At 44.4% G+C, this 18,418-nt stretch carries 11 protein-coding genes and 1 tRNA gene; 2 read left to right on the forward strand and 10 right to left on the reverse strand.

Features of this window, described 5'->3' with window-relative positions:
• Positions 1–105 precede the first annotated feature (105 nt).
• The 4 genes from Cabys_RS16115 to sucC all read right to left on the reverse strand — a co-directional run bounded on the left by Cabys_RS16115 (position 106) and on the right by sucC (position 3,751).
• Positions 106–1,005, reverse strand: coding sequence for a 3-hydroxyacyl-CoA dehydrogenase family protein (locus tag Cabys_RS16115; RefSeq protein ID WP_044281612.1), 900 nt, complete (start codon positions 1,003–1,005; stop codon positions 106–108).
• A gap of 70 nt (positions 1,006–1,075) precedes the next feature.
• Positions 1,076–1,510, reverse strand: coding sequence for a nucleoside-diphosphate kinase (gene ndk, locus Cabys_RS16120; RefSeq protein WP_006927218.1), 435 nt, complete (start codon positions 1,508–1,510; stop codon positions 1,076–1,078).
• 142 nt (positions 1,511–1,652) lie between these two features.
• Entirely contained in the window at positions 1,653–2,534 is an 882-nt protein-coding gene (gene sucD / locus Cabys_RS16125) for a succinate--CoA ligase subunit alpha (protein WP_006927219.1), read from the reverse strand.
• A 56-nt stretch (positions 2,535–2,590) separates the two neighbouring features.
• Positions 2,591–3,751, reverse strand: coding sequence for an ADP-forming succinate--CoA ligase subunit beta (sucC, locus tag Cabys_RS16130; protein WP_006927220.1), 1,161 nt, complete (start codon positions 3,749–3,751; stop codon positions 2,591–2,593).
• A gap of 168 nt (positions 3,752–3,919) precedes the next feature.
• Between sucC and Cabys_RS16135 the strand changes: the two genes are divergently transcribed.
• Together Cabys_RS16135 and Cabys_RS16140 are read left to right on the forward strand one after the other, a co-directional pair.
• Entirely contained in the window at positions 3,920–4,171 is a 252-nt protein-coding gene (locus Cabys_RS16135; protein ID WP_006927221.1) for an AAA family ATPase, read from the forward strand.
• Between the two features lie 286 nt (positions 4,172–4,457).
• Positions 4,458–5,762, forward strand: coding sequence for a ligand-binding sensor domain-containing protein (locus Cabys_RS16140; protein WP_006927222.1), 1,305 nt, complete (start codon positions 4,458–4,460; stop codon positions 5,760–5,762).
• Between the two features lie 53 nt (positions 5,763–5,815).
• Here Cabys_RS16140 and Cabys_RS16145 read toward each other — a convergent pair whose 3' ends face one another.
• From Cabys_RS16145 to Cabys_RS16170, 6 genes are all read right to left on the reverse strand, one after another.
• Positions 5,816–6,769, reverse strand: coding sequence for a carbamate kinase (locus Cabys_RS16145; RefSeq protein ID WP_006927224.1), 954 nt, complete (start codon positions 6,767–6,769; stop codon positions 5,816–5,818).
• Positions 6,770–6,849: 80 nt separating this feature from the next.
• A complete protein-coding gene (locus tag Cabys_RS16150) occupies positions 6,850–8,163 on the reverse strand; it encodes a cyclic 2,3-diphosphoglycerate synthase (protein ID WP_006927225.1) in 1,314 nt (437 codons plus the stop codon).
• A gap of 1,021 nt (positions 8,164–9,184) precedes the next feature.
• On the reverse strand, positions 9,185–12,121 hold the full coding sequence (locus Cabys_RS16155; protein WP_044280987.1) for a M1 family metallopeptidase: 2,937 nt from the start codon (positions 12,119–12,121) through the stop codon (positions 9,185–9,187).
• Between the two features lie 254 nt (positions 12,122–12,375).
• The gene (locus Cabys_RS16160; RefSeq protein WP_217184001.1) at positions 12,376–13,467 is read right to left on the reverse strand and encodes a phosphotransferase enzyme family protein; all 1,092 of its coding nucleotides are present in this window, start codon (positions 13,465–13,467) and stop codon (positions 12,376–12,378) included.
• A 413-nt stretch (positions 13,468–13,880) separates the two neighbouring features.
• Positions 13,881–13,971 (reverse strand) — tRNA-Ser (locus Cabys_RS16165).
• A gap of 648 nt (positions 13,972–14,619) precedes the next feature.
• Entirely contained in the window at positions 14,620–18,168 is a 3,549-nt protein-coding gene (locus Cabys_RS16170; protein ID WP_006927228.1) for a carboxypeptidase regulatory-like domain-containing protein, read from the reverse strand.
• Positions 18,169–18,418: the final 250 nt, after the last annotated feature.

Genomic DNA, 18,418 nt, shown 5'->3' on the forward strand with positions numbered 1-18,418 from the left:
AATAAGCTGATTCTCGTAATTTTTCAATAAGAAAAGAATATTTTTCAGCTTAATGGACTATTGTCCTCTTTGTAAAAATCAATTAATTATTTTCTACTCTTAATCCTACTGCTGCCTGGTATAATCAAAAAAGCCCTTGCCGGTTTTACGCCCCAGATGGCCGGCGCGAACCAGTTTGCGCAATAAGGGGCATGGCCTATATTTGGCCTCTCCCAATTCACGGAACAGGGTTTCCATCCAGGCCATGAGCTCGTCAAGGCCAATTTGATCGGCCAGGGCCAGCGGACCTTTGGGAAAGTTGTATCCCAGTTTCATCGCCGTGTCGATATGTTCTGCCGATGCCACGCCTTCCATCAGGATGTGAATGGCTTCATTAATCATCGGAACAATCACGCGCGTGGTGATGTATCCGGGATATTCAAAGACCTCGACCGCCGTTTTATCCAGCATTTCGGCAAAATCGCGAATGAATTCGTAGGTTTCATCGGATGTCTTCAGGCCGCGAACGATTTCTACCAGCGGTATTTTCGGCACGGGGTTTAAGAAGTGCATGCCAATGACTTTATCCTGCCGATTGGTAGCGGAGGCGATTTCGGTGATACTAAGCGCCGACGTGTTGGTAATAAAGATGGTATCCGGATCGCAGATTTCATCGATTTTGCGCATCAACTCCTTTTTGGCTTCCAGATTTTCCGAAATGGCTTCGATGACCACATCGCCGTAAACCGCGTCGTTCACGTTGGCCGAAGCCTTAATTCTGCTTAAAATGGCGCGCTTTTCGCTTTTGGTCAATGTCCAGCGGGCAATCTCTTCGTCAATATTTTCTTCCAGTAGCTTCATACCCTGCTGGGCCAGTTCTTCGGTCTTTTCGATTAAGATTACTTCCATCCCTTTGGAAGCCACCAGCTGCGAAATACCTCGTCCCATAGTTCCGGCGCCGATTACCACCACGCGTTTGACGATTTCGCGATCTTCAACCTCTGATAGTTCGCCCTGTCGGAGCATCTCAAGATCGAGTATCTCTTCTTCCTGTTTTTTCTTTTCGGCCATGTTTTACTCCTGTTATTTCGATTGGTTAACCAATGTAACCATTTTCGATTAATTCTTTATTAGAGAAGAAAAATCCCAATTCGATTTTTGCATTTTCCGGCGAATCGGACGCATGAATGATATTGCGCCCCTTGCTTTCGGCGTACAGTCGGCGAACGGTTCCTTCTGCGGCTTCTGCCGGATCGGTGGCGCCAATGACCTCTCTCAAACCAGCAACGGCATTTTCCTTTTCTAAGGCCATCACCACCACCGGACTTTCCGTCATAAAATCTACTAATTCGTCATAAAACGGCCGACCTTTATGTACGGCGTAAAATTCACCGGCTGTTTGTTTGGTTAAATGAACCATCTTCATGCCGATGATGTCGAATCCTTTATTTAAAAGATGATCTATTACCTTACCGATCAAGCCCTTTTGTACGCAATCAGGCTTAAGAATGGCTAATGTGCGTTCCTTCATTCTATCTCTCCTTAAAATTTTTACAATTACAGGTTATTTTTTTCACTATACAAACCATTTTAAACGGCTGCCCATGCAGGCAACCGAAACATTCCTATTTAAAACGTTCGGATCGTCTTGATTTAAAAATCGTAATAAATAATTAACCTTTTAAAACTTTTTCCACAGTTGCGCCAATTTCAGCAGGACTTTCACAAACGTGAATGCCCGCCGCGGCCAGCGCCTTCATTTTTTCGGCCGCCGTTCCCTGACCTCCGCTAATGATGGCGCCGGCATGGCCCATGCGTCTCCCCGGAGGAGCGGTTTGCCCGGCGATAAAGCTGACCACCGGTTTGTTAAAGTTTTCTTTGACCCAGGCAGCGGCTTCCTCTTCCGCCGTACCGCCGATCTCGCCAATCATCACTACCGCTTCGGTGTCCGGATCATCTTTGAAGAGCTGTAAGGCGTCAATAAAGCGCGTGCCAATCACCGGGTCGCCGCCAATTCCAATGGCTGTGGACTGGCCCAGGTTGCGCTCGCTTAACTGGTTAACGGCTTCATAGGTTAAAGTTCCCGAGCGGCTGATCACGCCGATTTTACCTGGCTTATGAATAAAGGCTGGCATAATGCCCATTTTTCCGATGCCCGGCGAGATAATGCCCGGACAATTGGGACCAATCAAATGCGTATTGGAGTCTTTAAGCACATCATACACTTTAATCATATCCAGCGCCGGAATGCCTTCCGTAATACATACCACCAGTTCCAGTCCGGCGTCCACCGCTTCCAGGATGGCGTCCGGGGCAAAAGCCGGGGGTACAAAAATGACCGAAGCGTTGGCTCCAGTTTCTTTTACGGCCTGTTCAACCGTATTGAAAACCGGTACTTTGTCCATAAACATCTGCCCGCCTTTGCCCGGGGTTACTCCGGCCACAACCGGAGCTTTTTCGTTGTATTCAATCATCTGCCGGGCATGAAATGACCCTTCGGAGCCGGTAATGCCCTGCACCAGTATTTTTGTCTTTTCGGTGAGTAAAATACTCATTTTTATTTTCTCCGCTTTTCTTCAAAGTTTACATTTTCTTATTTCAAGGATACCGCTTACTGCAGTACTTTAACCACTTTTTTAGCGGCGTCTTCTAACGAGTTGGCCACCACAAATTCCAGCTCCGATTCGTTTAAGAGCTGCGCGGCTTCTTCGGCGTTGGTGCCAGCCAGGCGAATGACGATGGGCACTTTAACGTCGATGGACTGCACCGCTTCAATAACCCCGCGCGCCACCCGGTCGCAGCGTACAATCCCGCCGAAAATATTGATCAAAATGGCTTTTACATTGGGGTCTTTTAAAATAATTTTGAAACCATTGCGCACGGTTTCCACATTGGCGCCGCCGCCTACATCCAGAAAGTTAGCCGGTTCGCCGCCGGCCAGTTTGATGATGTCCATGGTGGCCATGGCCAATCCTGCGCCGTTAACCATGCATCCCACGTTGCCGTCTAATTTGATGTAGTTCAAATTGAATTCGGACGCTTCTACCTCCAGGGGCTCTTCCTCGTCCAGATCGCGCAACTCGAGCAATTCCGGATGGCGATAGAGCGCGCTGTCGTCAAAATTGATTTTGGCGTCCAGGGCCAGTACATCGCCCTGTTTGGTAACCACCAGAGGATTAATTTCGGCCAGCGAGCAATCTTTAGAAATAAACGCTTTGTACAGGGCCATCATAAACTTAACGGCGTTATTTACCTGTTTTCCGCTTAAGCCCAGGCCAAAGGCTAATTTTCTGGCCTGAAAGGGCTGCAGACCAATGGCTGGATCAATCCACTCTTTCAGGATTTTTTCCGGTGTTTCGGCGGCCACTTTTTCAATTTCCACGCCGCCCTCGGTGCTGGCCATCATTACCAGTCTGGATTTCGAGCGATCGAGCACCACGCCCAGGTAAAGCTCACGGTCAATATCCACACCTTGTTCCACCAGAACTTTTTTAACAATTCGGCCTTCAGGCCCTGTTTGGTGCGTAATCAGAGTCATGCCGATCATCTGTCCGGCAATGTTTTTCACCTCGTCTAAAGAACGAGCTAACTTAACCCCGCCGCCCTTACCACGGCCGCCGGCATGGATCTGGGCTTTAATCACTGCCAGATCGGTCGATAATTTTTTAGCCGCTTCTACAGCTTCATCTGCTGTAAAAGCCACGTAACCTTCCGGTACAGGAACATTAAATTCCCTTAAAATTTGTTTAGCCTGATACTCATGAATCTTCATTTAACAACTCCCATTGTAACGGTTCGTTTTATTTTTTGTTTAAGAAATCTAAATATAACAATTTATTTCAAATATGTAAACCAAATTTGAGCGAAGATTGAGAAGAACATAAGTTGTATATTGTTTAAAAGGTAGTGGGCATTAAAATCAATTATTTTTATTTTTGAGATGAAAATAATTCAATTTTTTTCTTTTAAACAAATTAGAAAGGCAAAAACCATATTTGTGCGTAGTTTATTTCAAATTCTTGTAGATAACATTGATTCCAAACAGGCAATCATTGTTACAGGAGCCAGGCAGGTTGGGAAAACGACCCTATTAAAACAATTTCTAAACTTTTTACCCCCAACTTCCATTACCCTTTATTTATCACGAGGGACAGCCCCCCCCGCGGAAGATACAACTTACTGGCAAATTTAAGATTGCCTATTTTTGCTATTGTAAATAACAACGCTTGTGACTAAATTATGGCCAAGGATAACGGAATCTACAAACTTTTTATTACTTAACATCAGGGATGTAAATTTACTTAATAAGATCATAATGGGCTTCGTCTGTTTTTGGTTTATTGACTCAAAAAAACGATTTTCTTCTATTGAAGGCTAAACTTATTTATTTCTTTTAAATGGATTTTTATTGCTTCTTATTAACCATTTGACATTTTTATTTAAATTAGCAAGTTTCAAAACGATAGGAGGGAGAAGAAATGGCGACATTATTAAATTTAAAACTCCCGCGGGCTCTAAACCGCCTTATCAAATCAACAAATTTTAAATCTTTTTTTAGCGGTGTGTGCCTTTTATTTTTGCTTCTATTTTCTAAAGAGAGTTTATTTGCCCAGAATGTGGACTGGCAATTCTATCAGGAATTTGGTTTACCGGTGCACTCTATTGCCATTGAAGACAGTTTACTGTGGATGAGCGCCGGCTGGAACTTTTTAATTAAACTGAATCTTAACACAGGCGATACCACATTTTACAGCGTTGATGGCGAGTGGATCGATGATATTGAAATCGATTCCAGCGGAAACAAGTGGTTAGGGACAATGCAAAAAATAATTAAATTCGACAATCATTCCTTTCAATATTTTAATCTGCCGGATTACGGTATTAATGGATATGGAACGCATGCTCTTGTCTTTGACAGTAAAGGCAACTTGTGGTTTGGTTTTGACAGTATTGGTTTTGGCTATTATGATGGGACTTCATGGCATTATTATGATGATTATGATGTAGCGCTTACCATTAGCGACATTGCTGTGGATCAAAAAAATGTAAAATGGCTGGGCACGCCTCACGGTCTGGTAAGATTTTATGATGACAGCTTAACTTATTACTCTTCAACCAATTCTGATTTTCCGGCTTACACCGTCAATTCGATAGCCGTAGATTCAAATAATTACAAGTGGATTGGCACTTACTCCGGCTTAATCGTTTATGACGATTCCAGCTGGACCGTTTACAATAAAGACAATTCGCCGCTTCCCAACAATAATGTTTATACCGTTTACATTGATCAGAACGGCACAATATGGCTTGGGCTTGATTTAGGCTATTTAGTAGAAATCAATAATGGCCAATGGACTGTTTACGATCCGCTTTCCAATGGCGAAGCCCCCAAAATCATTCGAATTGATCATCAGGGAAATATCTGGGGAGTTACTTCAAAAGGAACGCTTTTTTCAAATGCAGATATTGCGGTTAATATCAAAGAACAAAATTTAAATTTACCTTCTCAGGTTGTTTTGTACCCCAATTTCCCCAATCCTTTTAATCCTTCCACAACCATTAATTTTTATTTACCGAAAAATAGCCCGATTAATCTTTCTGTTTTTGATCTTTCCGGCAGAAAAATAAAAACTTTGATCAATGGATCTCTAAAAGCCGGTAAGCATTGCGTACAATGGAACGGTTTGGATGAGCAAAACAACTTGACGGCCAGCGGCGTCTATTTTTACGTTTTAAAAGCGGGTAAAATTACGAAAGTTAAAAAAATGTTACTGATAAAATAATAAGTCTTAAAAGGGGCAGCGTATTGAATTTAAACTCTGCCCCTTTTTTTGTTTCAAGCATGAATGCGCGTACCGGCTTTCCCTTTTATGGCATCGCCCGTTTTCTCGATTGAGGTGATAATAACCTCTTCGCCGCCGCCTTCAATAAAATTAATGGCCGCTTCAATTTTAGGTCCCATGGAGCCTTTTGGAAACTGTCCTTCGGCCAGGTACTTCCTGGCATCGGCAATAGTTAATTCATCCAGATCGATTTGTTCCGGCGTGCCAAAGTTCAAAGCCACCTTTTCCACGCCGGTAATAATCAACAATTTCTCGGCGTCGATTTCCCTGCCCAGAACAGCCGAAGCCAGGTCTTTATCGATTACGCCGTCCAGACCTTCCAGCCAGCCTGGATGTTTGCTGTGATCGATGTACACCGGAATGCCCCCACCGCCGGCGGCAATGACCACCACGCCCATATCCACTAAGTGCTTAATAATATCCTTTTCAACGATTCCAATCGGTTTGGGCGAAGCCACGACACGCCGATAGCCGCGGCCCTTATCTTCTTTCATAATCCAGCCGCGTTTTTCCACCAGCTCCGGAACCTGTTCTTTTTTAAAAAATGGACCGACAAATTTGCTGGGATTTTTAATGGAAGGATCGTCTTTATCCACCAGCACCTGGGTAACCAGCGTGGCCACCTGCCGTTTTACGCCCATATCGTGCATCTTATTTTGCAGGCATTGTTCAATCATGTAGCCCATGCCCCCTTCCAGGTCGGCCACAATAATTCCCAGCGGTAATGGCGGCACCAGATGTCTGCTTTCTTCCACACGTATCAGGGCGTTCCCCACCTGGGGGCCGTTGCCGTGCGTAATCACCATATTGAAACCTTCTTTCAACAGGCCGATGATGTGCTCCAGGCTCCGTCTTGTATTTTCGAACTGTTGCGGGATGTTTCCTTCTTCGAATTCACGCGTAATGGCATTTCCACCAAGGGCGACAACGATTGGTCTTTTTTTCATGGCTTCCTTCCTTCGATGTTAAATAAAAAGGGCATGATTTTACATAACAGTCCAATCATGCCCAAACCGAGTTTACGGGTTTACATAAACTTTTTCAAGACATCGTTCAGATCAGGTTTGCCCACTTCTTGCAATTCATAAGTTACGCGAACGGCCGGTTTGTTTAATTTTACCAGCTTTCTCAAATCGATGGGCGTCCCGATAATCACCAGGTCGCAATCGGTTTTATTAATGGTTTCTTCCAGGTCTTTGATCTGTTTATCGCCATACCCCATGGCCGGCAGCAGGGTGCCAATTTCCTGATACTTTTCAAACGTTTCGGTGATGGTTCCCACGGTGTAAGGTCTGGGATCAACCAGCTCTTTTGCGCCGAATTTTTCAGCGGCCACCACACCGGCGCCGTAAGTCATTTCGCCGTGCGTCAGAGTAGGCCCGTCTTCAACCACCAGCACGCGTTTGCCTTTAATCTGCTCGTACTCTTCAACAAAAATGGGTGAAGCGGCGTCGATCACCACGGCATCGGGGTTGACCATCTGAATGCTTTCGCGCACAGCCTGAATACCTTCCGGATCGGCGGTGTCAATCTTATTAATAACCACCACATCGGCGGCACGCAGGTTGGCCTCTCCCGGATAGTAGAACAATTCATCGCCGGGACGGTGCGGATCGACCACCGTAATATGCAAATCGGTTTTGTAGAACGGCAGATCATTATTGCCGCCATCCCACAAGATGACGTCCGCTTCTTTTTCTGCTTCGCGCAAAATGGCTTCGTAATCAACACCTGCGTAAATAATGGTGCCAGAAACGATGTGCGGTTCGTATTCTTCGCGTTCTTCGATGGTGCATTTGTACTTGTCAAGGTCCGAAAGTTCAGCAAAACGTTGCACTTTTTGTTCGTTCAAATTACCATAAGGCATGGGGTGGCGAATGGCAACCACCTTTTTGCCGGCGTCGCGCAGCATTTTGGCCACTTTACGCGTGGTCTGAGATTTTCCGCAGCCCGTGCGCACCGCACAAACCGAAATCACTGGCTTGCTGCTTTTCAACTGCGTGGCTTTTGCGCCCATTAAAATAAAATCCGCTCCGGCCGAATTTACCAGAGCCGAACGGCTCATCACGTAGTCATAAGGAACATCGCTGTAAGCAAAAACGACCTGATCCACAGCAAATTTTTTTATCAAATCCTGTAATTCTTCTTCCGGATAAATCATAATACCTTCGGGATATAATTTACCGGCCAGCTCAGGCGGATATTTACGCCCTTCAATGTCCGGAATTTGTGTTGCCGTAAAACCTACGACTTCGTACGCTTCATTGTCGCGAAAATAGACATTAAAGTTATGAAAATCGCGTCCGGCTGCGCCCATAATGATCACACGCTTACGCTGCATATAACCTCCTAATTAATGATGTTAATTGGCTTTCATGTTTCGATGAAAGAATATTCATTTTTTTGCTATCTTATTTAATTTTAATTAGTTAATTTAATAAATCAATTTAGTGTCAGGATGGGCTGAAATCAATGGCCGCAAAAAACTTTTTTACACCACCTATTCCATTGATTTTATTGAATTTTTCACGGCATGCTGTATATATTCAAGCCACTTTATATTTATTCAACTAACGACCTATCCATTTAATTTTTAACAAGTTAAGCCAAATCTACGTTCTCCGGGCTTGAGATGAAAACTTATGCAGAGCGCTGCAAAGCATTTATTGATTAAATAAAATATTCGCGCCACAAGTTATTCATCTATGGTTGAAGGAGCCCAAAATTCGCCTTTTATCCACGGCGTTAAATCGGTATCAATTGCCAAAACCCATTGACACGGCAGGGCTATGGTCACGCCATTTTCTAACTCTCCTTTAAAACAGGGGCCGATTAAAAACTAAGTCAGCAAAGCCGCAACCAAAATCAACCACAACGTGCGCGAAATAATTTTCTCGCAGGAATTTAAGCGACCACAGAGAGGTCAGAGAAGTCACAAAGGGCGCAATGAATGTTTTAAATTAAATTACCCTTGCTTGCTCGCTCGATCCTCACTCCCAGACAAAAGATCATGAATGAACGTACTTGTAAGGGCGAAGGATTTCCAACCCTACTTTATCCAGAGCGCTTTTTTGATATGACTAAAGATTAATACTTACCATCGCTGAATTGTTCCTGGAAATCCTTCGCCCCTACATAAACGGTGGCAGGAATTCACTATCATTTACAGAAACAAATTTGGAATGACAGACTAACTATTCAACCATTCAACTAATTAACTATTCAACCAATCCAGCAGCACAAAAATTTTCAAACGCTTTTCCGATAGATATTCCAGAGGAAGTCTCCTAAACCGCCGGCGAAACACCTTCCTGAATTTCGCCGGCAGATTTTAATTTGCAAAGTTCATCTTCGGAAGTTTCTTAAAAACCGAAACTCAATCTAAAAGAATAGTTAAGCAGAAATCTGAAGGCCAGGTGTTTTTCGCCGGGCGCAGGATCGCTAATGTACAAGGGAAAAATCATTTCTATGCTCGCTACATTGAATTTAAGACCGGCTTCTGCAAACAATTGGTTCCCTTTAAGCCCCATTGATTTTTGTCCCAGGGCAGCGCCGCTGCCATACATCACCGGTAAGTATTTCCATGGTTTAACCGTCAGGCTTAACGCTGCGCCACTTTTACCTAAAAAATACCGATTGTCCGGGTCTCCATAGCCATACATTTTCATGCCCTGCCCCAACGTGTAATGGCGATTGGGCGCCAGGGAGCCCCTGCGGGAAAAGACGAATTTTTGATGTCTGGGGTCAATTTCGCCGCCGGCAAAGATGGATTCCTGCCGGGGGTAAGCTGCTCCCCAGATATTGGCCCAATAGCCTTCCAGACGGAACCAGCTATTCTTCGACACGCGGGCCCACCAGTTTCCCCCGATCTCCACTTTCAGATAATTTGTTTTACTACCGGCCAGCTGCATCCCTTTTTGCAAGCGAAACACCGCAGACAGGCCTGTCAGCATCTTGCCGGTTAAATACTTTCCTTCCATTGTAATCACGCCATACCGTGCTTTCTGAAACATAGAAGATTCGTAGTAATCGCCCCGGTAAAGATCAACCGCTTCCAGGGCAAAATTCAAATACTTTTTCGGATAGTCTTTGCCGCGGCGCTGGAAGTAATTGCTAAAATACAATCCCTTTTTACGCATGCCATCCACATCAAACCATTCGGCCTTGACGTCTGTGTAGTTGGCCAGCGGCAGGTGGAAGCGGTTGGTAAGCGTAAGCCTGTATCCATGCCGCTTTGTTTTTGTGGCATAATAAGCCTTGCCTGTCCAGAACCATTGTTTTAAAATGGGATTTCCACCCCAGATCATGCCCCCCAGCCGATGTTTGTCGACAAATGATTCGTACCAGTAATACGGTAAGATGATTACTTCATATGTTTCAAAGCTCGGGATCTGCGGGACGAAGTGAATCTCTACCGGCGGTAAACCGGCCTGATTGTTCAGGTAGCTCATCTCAAAAATGGAATGGCGGGGGTTAACCTCGATTTTCAGCGGTTTGTCTTTTGTTTTAAACACCAGCGGCTGTTCAGGATTTCCATTCCACCATTTTTGCAAAGTATCGCCCGATGCGCTTACCACCCTAACCGGAGCAGGCATGTCCTTCATGGTGCCTTTGTTTTCGACCCAAACTTCGATTTTTAGCGAATCGCCTTCCCTTTTCTTTTTGACCGTTTTAATCACAAAGTCACAATATCTGGTGGAATGGTACCAGTCCTCTACAAACCAATCCAGCTCTTTGCCCGAGACCTCTTCCATGGTCTGGAAAAAATCATTCACCGTCGGATGTTTTCCGTTCCATCGTGCAAAGTATTCTCGCATTCCTTTCCAGAACACGGGCGGCGTTAAATATTCTTCCAGAGCCAGCAGCATTAACGCGCCCTTCTGATAATTAATCACACCGTAGTTACTGCGATCGTATTCTTCTGCGCGCAGGTCAAGCGGTAGGTCTGTCCGCTCAGAGACTTTGGTTCCAAAAGCCATTTGCAATAATTGCCAATCCCCCAGGTCTCTGAGAATATCGAGCCCAAAGAACAGCTTTTTAAAATTAGTCAGATTGTATTTTCCGTAATAGTGCTCCAGATACTTCAATTCAACAAAGCTATTCACGCCTTCGTCTAAAAAGGTCGAAGCGCGCTCATCCGAGCCAAGCATTCCCATAAACCAGTTATGGCCCACTTCGTGCATAACAACCATTTCCAAAAAATTTTCCCAATCAGAATGGGGAATAGAAATAATTGTTATCATTGGATACTCCATTCCTCCCCCGGCGCGGAGTTGCCCCTGAACCACCGATGCTTTCGGATATTGATAGGGGCCCACCATTTTGCCGTAAAACGACACCGTCTTTTTCACGTAATCGGGCACGTGGCGCCAGTTGTAGGCCGATTCGGGATGCACCAGCACATTGGTCAATACGCCCCCATTGTGGATTTTGCGTAATACCATGTAATGCAATCCGGCAAACCAGGCAAAATCATGGACATTTTCGGCGTAAAAATGCACTGTCTTCGTTTTGCTCAAATCGAGCTGTCGTTCTCGATCATGCTTCCAATTTTTGATGAATTGTTTTCGATCCGCCTTGTCCAGGTTTAAAAAATAGCGTGTGGTATCCGCAAGTTGCCGCATAAAGGTTTCTTCCGCGACATCGTCTTTTAACATGCCGGTTGCATCGATTACAAAAAGCTCTGGCAGGGTAATCTTCACGTCAAAGGTGCCGTATTCACCGTAAAATTCGCCCAGATCAAGGTAAGAATCGGGATGCCAGCCCAGACGATCGTAAACCACCATTTTAGGGTACCACTGCGTGGCGGCAAAATAGTAACCATCCCATGTGCCCATTCTGGAGAAAACACGTGGGAACTTTCCTTCAAAATCAATCTCCAGAGTGATCGTATCGCCGGGGAACAAGGGAAGCGGTAAATCGATTTTCGCTTCATCGATGGCGTCGTTTTTTAAAGAGTAGGATAATTGTTTTCCATTCGAGCGCAAGGCTGTCAATTTTAAATAACCTCTCGCGGCGCTGTCCGAAAAATAAAATTGGCTGATGCGTTGTTCCATTTGTTGACGAGCAAACGGTGTATTATTGTTCCTGTACGCATTGGGATACAGGTGTAGCCAGACATACGTCAATGTATCCGGGGAATGATTAATGTATGTCAACCTCTCATGCCCTGAATAGGTTTTTGCCAGAACATTTAGTGTCACATCAATTTTGTAGTGGACTTCCTGCTGAAAGTAAGGCTTTTGGGAAAAGGCCATTGTAAAAATCAGCAAAGAAAAACAGATCGCTTTTAATCTCATGGTTCCCCCCATTTAAACACAACTAACTCCAGGGTAATACGAAAACATTGGAAAATGTTTCAAACCATTTTAAAGATAGGCATCCTATCGCGCACATTTTCGTCGATAAATAAAAAAGCCCTCACAAAACAGCAGCCCGTACACTTTGCCCACTCATTTTGTTTTGCAAGATATCGGCCGCTCCAGAAAGGCGCTTTATTCCAATTCACATGCAAATGAAAATTAAAAAAGCAAATAACGTCCGTAATGCAAAATTAAGCGCTTAATTGAGCGGCATATTTTTTAACGATTTGCTGCATCCATTCGAAAGATTCTTCCATACTCTTCAATAACTTTAACTGGGCGCGCGTGCGTTGTAAGTTGTGTAATGGATGCTCAATTTTGTAATAGGTATCGCCGTTCAAATAGTCGGTTAAAAAACGAACAGCCTGCATAAAGGTTAAAATCAACGCTCCATGGGCCAGGGATTCGATCTCATGATCCGACAAAATTGATCTGGTCTTTTCCAGAAAACCGCGCGTATAGGCTTCATAAAACGCTTTATTCATGGATACGCGCTCCAGTTGCGGGTCATCTTCAGCGCCGGTGTTGGCGCCCGTTCGTATGGCATCTCCAAAATCGGAAAAGACGCGGCCTGGCATTACCGTGTCCAGGTCTATTACACAAAGTGGATTATTATCTTTATCGAATAACACGTTATTGAACTTGGTGTCGTTATGCGTAACACGCAACGGTGTTTGCTGCTCGCTCATGGAAAAAATTTCATTCATTTTTTGGGTTCTATCTATCACGGCCTCTATTTCCTGGACGGCGGAAGTCTTTCTTCCTGCCCGATTTTTATGCAGGGCCTCTTTTAATTGTTCTAAGCGAAACGGCAAATTATGAAAATTGGGGATGGTTACATTCAGTTCGTTTGCCGGAAGGTCTTGTAACAAATACAAAAACTCGCCGAACGCCCGGCCGCCTTTGTAAGCCAGTTGTGCGTCAGGTATTATATTGTATGATCGACTACCCGGAATGTAAAGACACAGGCGCCAGTAATTTCCTGAAGTATCCTGGTAAAATAATTGTCCGGAATCTGTCGGTATAAATTGTAGGACTCTTCTTTCTATCTGCTCAACGCCGGCCCTGAGCAATTTTTGTTTTATATGGTCGGTCACTCGCTGAATATTGCGCATTAATCCCGGTACATCTAAAAAAATTGCATGGTTGATTCTTTGTAAAATATAACGCGTGGGACTATTTTTCAGTGTGATTAAAAAGGTGTCGTTAATATGTCCGTCTCCGAAAGGCTGGTATTCTTGCGGTTCACCTGAGATTTTAAAATTTCTAAGTATGGCATTCATATCCATTTTTTAACTCTCCATGTGTTTTAAAGCCCTGCACACGATGGCCAGGCGTAATTAAAAAAACTTCTAAAACAAAGAGTGCAAAATAGAGAAGATTCAAATAAAATTCAAAAATTTACGGATGCTACGCGGGTAACCAGACGGTGATTAAATTTGTTTCAAATATCTTTTAACAGCAAAAAAAGAAGAAAGAAAAACTACTACTACAATTAAAACTGTCAAGTATATTTAGGACGAGACAGACTCGGCATAAAAAGACCGGGAAATTCCCGGTCTGAAGCGGAGAGGGCCCACAGGGTAAATGGGATTCGTCCCCCCGGCGGGATTGCCCCTATACTCGCTTAGCATCCCGCCGGGGCGGGATTCAGCCGACTCAGCATAAAAAAAACCGGGAAATTCCCGGTCTAAAGCGGAGAGGGTGGGATTCGAACCCACGATAGAGGTTTTGCCCCTATACTCGCTTAGCAGGCGAGCGCCTTCAGCCGACTCGGCCACCTCTCCAGTTTTTTTTCTTATTTTTATTTACTATTTTTTTTAATCTGTTTTTAGTTTCTTGTTTGGCCTCTCTTTTCTCGCTTAGCATCCCGCCGGGGCGGGATTCAGCCGACTCGGCCACCCCCTCCAGTTCTCTTTTGTTTTTATTTATTATTTTTTATTCTATTTTAATCTCTTGATCGGCCTCTCTTTTCTCGCTTAGCATCCCGCCGGGGCGGGATTCAGCCGACTCGGCCACCTCTCCAGTTTTTTTTCTTATTTTTAGTTACTATTTTTTTAATCTGTTTTTAGTTTCTTGTTTGGCCTCTCTTTTCTCGCTTAGCATCCCGCCATGGCGGGATTCAGCCGACTCGGCCACCTCTCCAGTTTTTTTTATTTAAAATCCTTTTAATGTTTTTAGTTTCCGCCTCCACTCCTACTATTCGCTCAGCATCCAGATCAGCAAATTTCTAAATTTTGCCTTACATTTATTATTAAAGTCTGCCAAATTTAAATCAATTTACACAAATTTTCAAATCTTTATTTATCTACATCAAAAAAATTCTCTTGAATGTTTTTATGGGCATTTAATAACCGCAAATAAAATGAAAATGTATTTCAAATAAAAAATTCCGGCCTTTCTCTGTAGTACAGAAAAAGGCCGGAAATAAAGCGCTATTTCAATAAAATCATTTTCTTCACCGACTGAAAATTCCCGGCTTTAAAGTAGTAAATATAAATTCCGGAAGCCACCTTTTGCCCGAGATTATTTCTACCCGCCCAGGTAATCGAATAATAACCAGGACTTTGTACCGCATTAACCAATGTGCGAATTTTTTTGCCGCTGGTATTGTAAATGACCAATTTCACATCCGAACTCTTCGGAATTTGATATCGAATCGTTGTTGTCGGGTTAAACGGATTGGGATAGTTCTGCGCCACGGCATAGGTGGTGGGCAAACCGTTTTTGGAGAATATGTCTGAGACAACCGGCGTTAGTGTAAAATTGACATTAGAAACGGTATCCTGATTTACCGAAATATTGCTCACCGAATCGGGCGAAGAAGTGTAACCATCCGCGTAGGGTTTAACCGTGTAAGTTCCGTCGCTCAAACCGGTAAAAGCGTAGTAACCGGTGGAATTGGTAACGGTAGAATCCGTTGCGCTACCGCTTAAATACACCGTAACCCCGCTGTCGTCTTGTTTATCCGTCATATCCACAAAGCCATCAATAACGCCGCGAGGACGATCGGCCAGGAGATAGGTGACCGTATTCTCAAGTAATTGCCGGGCAATAGACTGATCGCTCAGGGCGTCAAAATTAAATCCGTAGTAAACCGTTTGGGCCGAAGTGCTATCACTGTCTGGATCGTAAACCAGGATACCCATAGCAGACGATAATAAATTGGTTCCGTAAACCACATAGGCCGGTGAGAGCGGGCTTTGGGTGTCCTGATCGCCGACAGCCCCATAAGTAATATTAATGGTACTGGGCAGAGTATTGGGCGTAGTAGCCAGCGGATGGGTTTGATAACTGCTATTTAAATTGAGGCTTCCGCCGTCGTTGACCCACCAGTTGTTCACATGTAAAACATTGCTGGCAAAAGAACTGTATCCGGGACTTTTTAAAGCATCGTAACCCACTTCTCCCCCTTCAATGAGCAGCTTATGCGCCGGATCGCTCACCCAGTTTTCCAGCTTTGTACGATAATTTGCATCTGCTACCGGTGATTGATTGGCGCCGCTGGAGGAGATAATCAAGTCGTATTTTGTAAAATCGCTATCCAGCGCTGCGGCCACCGTTACGGTCAAAGTCTCGTACCCCATATCCGACAAATAAGAAGCGATGGTATTCGCTGACTTATCGTACGCAGTCTTTGACAGATTGGTATAGCTTGCGCCGGTACCGGTTTTGTTTATAGTTTCGTCGTCAATAATTAAAATTTTCCCTTTGTTCTGAATAATTTTAAAAGCATGGTAACCGGCAACAGGATCGTCGCTCTGGTTTTGGTTATTCGAAATATCCACAGCGTGAATCCTGTAAAAAACGGAATCATACAGTTGCACATTTTCAGGGAAGGCACCGGAATAGACATCTGTACCATTACTTAACATGGGAAAACTTTTGTTCAGGGAATCATTATTAATCGAATAAAAACAAATAACCGTATCCACCCCAAAGTTATCGGTTATTGTTGCAGTGACCGTGGCCGGCCAGTTATCGAGCGTTTGATCATCCAGCGGAGTATGACTGATCGTAGGATTTAAGGTATCGGGACCGACATGAAAGGAATAGAGGCTATCCGGCTGGTTGGCAGGATCATAAGTCACCTGACTATTTTGATCGACTACCGCAATGTAGTAGGATATATCAATATTATTGCCAGAAGCGGGAATATCAGCCCTGTATTCATCGGGATTGCCGGTGGCATGCATGTTCAGAGTATCGGCCGGGGCGTTGGTATTAACACCCCAGATGACCCACAGCCTGGTGGTGTCCAGAGGAGAAGGCCCCGGAGTAATGGTGGCGACCACCGGGTAATCGTTCGTGTAATCTTCCGTATCCTCCAACGGTGTGTGTTGAATATCGGCAATATAATCTTGCTTATTAACCAGACCATGGGCGGCAAAGTGTTCGACAATAACCGAAAGATGTTCGCCGTTGTACAAATTGCGATCGGCCTGGATGTACGCCTGAGCCGCGTCCTGCAATCCAGGCGAATAGCCCCAGATGTAATGGGTTTCGATAAATAAACGATCGGTAATATAACGGCCAAGGTCGGCCCAGATGTCCATCAAAGCGGAAGACCAGATCTGTCCGCCGTCGTGGCCGCTCACGTAATCATCCGGATATACCCAGTCCAGATCACAGCGACGACCGGCCCAGAACTCATTGTGTCCGTCCCAGCTAAAAACATATCCCCAGTTATAGTCATTGACCATGCGGGAATACGAGGCAGCCCAGTAATCGGAACTGCCTTCTTGCAGGGACATGGTTTCTCCGGAATACGACATACCACCGGTTAAATTTGTTTGAAAAGAATGAGCATGTTCATGCCAGAGGACATCGGCATCTTCGGCGTCGTCCACGCCGCCTTCTCCAAAGGCAATATAATTGGATGAACTCATATAATGCGAGTTATCATCACCGTTTAATCCGTGCGGGTCAACCTGAAATTCGCGTTGAGCAGGTTCATCATATCCCAGCTCCAAAATTAAGTACCGTGTGGAAAGATCCACATGATAATAGGCCATTACATGCTCAAACTCCTGCTGATAGCGCGTATATCGGAAAGCGGAAGAATCGGCCAGCTCAGGAAAATTATCGGCCGGGCTTTCCAGATCAACCAGCACGGCATAAGGACCTTTTAGCTTGTACAACCCGTTTTCATAGGTGATGTCGCGTAAAATTACCTCTATCCGTTGATTGTTTAATGAATCGGAATCTGCATCATTGTTATCGACAAAGTCGCCGCCGTACTCCACGCCGGCTGTGGTTAAAGGATCGGGATCAAAAACCAGACCACGGCCATTGTTAAACATCCGTAAATCTTTGACATTCGTAATGCGTCCGTCCACAGCGTTAACCAGCACCTCCCAGTCGCCCAGCGGCTGTTCGGTGGGCATGGATACACGCCAGCACAATTCTGTACCACGGTCTTTACTCTCGAACCAAACCAGATGGGCCTTGTGTTCGCCAAGGGGCTTGCCTGTAACCTGCAGGTAATCCCGGGCAATACTCAGCGCTTCTTCCATACTAATCTGCGCTTCTATGTTTAACGCTTGGACGGTGGGACGATAATGGCTGGCCACAAAAGTTACTGCCTTTTGCGGATTGAGCGTCACCACCATACGGCCATCGTAAACCGGGATATTATTGATTGTTTGCTCAAAGAATACGTGAAAACCGCCCGGCGTTTCCCGCACACGTAGCGTTCTTAATGTACTGGTTTGGGGATCAATTCCATATTTTTTAAAATTATCTTTTAAATAGGAGCGGACAATTTGTTCTGCCGTTCCGGAATATCCGCTTACATTTAAATTGTAATGATAACGATAAATACCGGTCTTTTCATCAATCCGTCCACTGGATGTTTTAAGCGTGGAATATTCTTTTACATTATTCTTAATGAACTTCGATTGAGGCTGGTAGCTTCCGGCGATGCTAAATGATTGAAAGCCGAAAATTATCATGCAAATTAAAACACCTTTAAATAAACGCATGGCTTCTCCTTATAATTAAAATCCAAAAGATATCCTGTAGTGTAATTAAAACATTGTTAAAAGAATGTGACAGATTGCAAAAACAATTGCCTGCAAAATTTAAAATGATTGTGTTGGGTAGTATGTTATGTGGATTTAGAAAAATTATTTTTGGTAAAACAAAACCATCGCTACCAGAGGACAGAACACTGCGGGACAATCATCACCGTCGTTAAAAGTGCTTTCCCTTAACCGTAGAGTATTTAAGAGG

Source organism: Caldithrix abyssi DSM 13497 (genome assembly GCF_001886815.1).
Taxonomy (GTDB): domain Bacteria; phylum Calditrichota; class Calditrichia; order Calditrichales; family Calditrichaceae; genus Caldithrix; species Caldithrix abyssi.